The organism is Dietzia sp. SLG310A2-38A2 (assembly GCF_014145095.1).
GTDB lineage: Bacteria > Actinomycetota > Actinomycetes > Mycobacteriales > Mycobacteriaceae > Dietzia.
Genome location: NZ_JAALDX010000440.1, coordinates 1,944 through 3,249, shown reverse-complemented (window position 1 = coordinate 3,249; position 1,306 = coordinate 1,944). Strand labels below are relative to the sequence as shown.

The following is a 1,306-nucleotide window of genomic DNA, read 5'->3' as shown; positions in this document are numbered from 1 at the left end:
CGGCGGCCCGGGCTACCAGTTCGCCGACGAGCTCCCCGCCGAGGGGGAGTACGAGATCGGCTCCATGGCCATGGCCAACGCCGGCCCGGACACCAACGGCTCCCAGTTCTTCATCGTCACCGGCGACTCCGGCGTCTCACTGCCGCCGGACTACAGCCTCTTCGGCACGGTCACCGACGGCATGGACGCCGTCACGGCGATCGAGGACGACGGCAGCCCGCAGGGCGCCCCGCGGACGGTGCACACGATCGAGTCGGTCGAGATCATCGAGGGCTGAGCCGGCGCGCGACGCGGGTCAGTAGCCGCTCGACCCGCCGCCCCCGGAGAACGAAGCGTTGGAGTAGCTCGTGTTGGTGGAACTCGCCGCCTGGGCCGCCTGCACGTCGTGGGCGTGCCAGCTCGAGACCACGTAGAACGGCACGAAGCCGTTGTAGCCGTAGCCTGCGCGCCAGTCCCGGTCGTACAGTCTCGGCGCGTGGCGGTCCCCCGCGTCGTCCGCCGCCTCGACATCCGCCATCTCGCGGGCCCGGATGGCCTCCACCACGAGCCGGTAGTCGACCACCAGCCGCGCGTAGCGGTCCATGAAGTCGGTCGCCTGCGTGTCCCGGGAGAGTTCGTCCGCGCGCGCATCGAGGGCCTTGGCCTCAGCGGCGAGACGCTCATCCTCCGTCCCCAAAGCGGCGGCCAGCATGTCCTCGTGGAGCTCCCCGAGCTGGCGGCGGCGCACGTCGGCGTCACCCTGCTCCATGCGGAAGAGCTGGTCGATGTTCTTCTCCGCCGTCTCCATCTGATCGACCGTGGTGTGCGCGGTCTCGATGTCGTCGGCCTTCTCGCGGAACTCGGCGTCGTTCGACTCGGGCCGCAGGTCACCGATCCGGCCCATGACGGTGTCCAGCGCCAGGAAGCGATCCCGCACGTCCGCCCATTGGGACCGCAGTTCGTCGTCGGCCAGCGGGGAGGTGAGGGAGTTGGCACGGATGTCCAGCCCGGTGAGCTCCCCCGCGACCCGCCCGTACTCGCGGGAGACCCGGTCGTAGCGCTCCCTCGCCGTCGTCGCCTTCTTCTTCCGACTCCCCGCGACAGCGGCGCCGATCGCGCCCGCGCCGACAATCCCCGCCCCGCCCAGCGCCCACGGCAGCCAGGACGGCATGCCTTCGGACTCCGGGGCCTGGACAGAGGGGTCGGCCGCCGCCCGGGCACCCGCCAGCAGACCCACCGCGTGGTTGTCGCGCCGCATCGGGTCCTTCATGGCCTCCTGTGAGCCATCGAGGTGCCCGCCCTCGAAGATGTCGAGCGCCGCGCAGAC

The 1,306-nt window shown here is 71.3% G+C and carries 2 protein-coding genes; one reads left to right on the top strand and one right to left on the bottom strand.

Going from position 1 to position 1,306, the window contains the following annotated elements:
• Positions 1-277 (top strand): peptidylprolyl isomerase (locus tag G6027_RS18995; protein WP_241727156.1); only part of this gene is annotated, 277 nt, incomplete at its 5' end.
• 18 nt (positions 278-295) lie between these two features.
• On the opposite strand, the gene G6027_RS14600 is transcribed toward G6027_RS18995, so the two are convergent.
• The coding region (locus G6027_RS14600; RefSeq protein ID WP_182637804.1) for a DUF5129 domain-containing protein at positions 296-1,306 on the bottom strand (1,011 nt) is incomplete at its 5' end.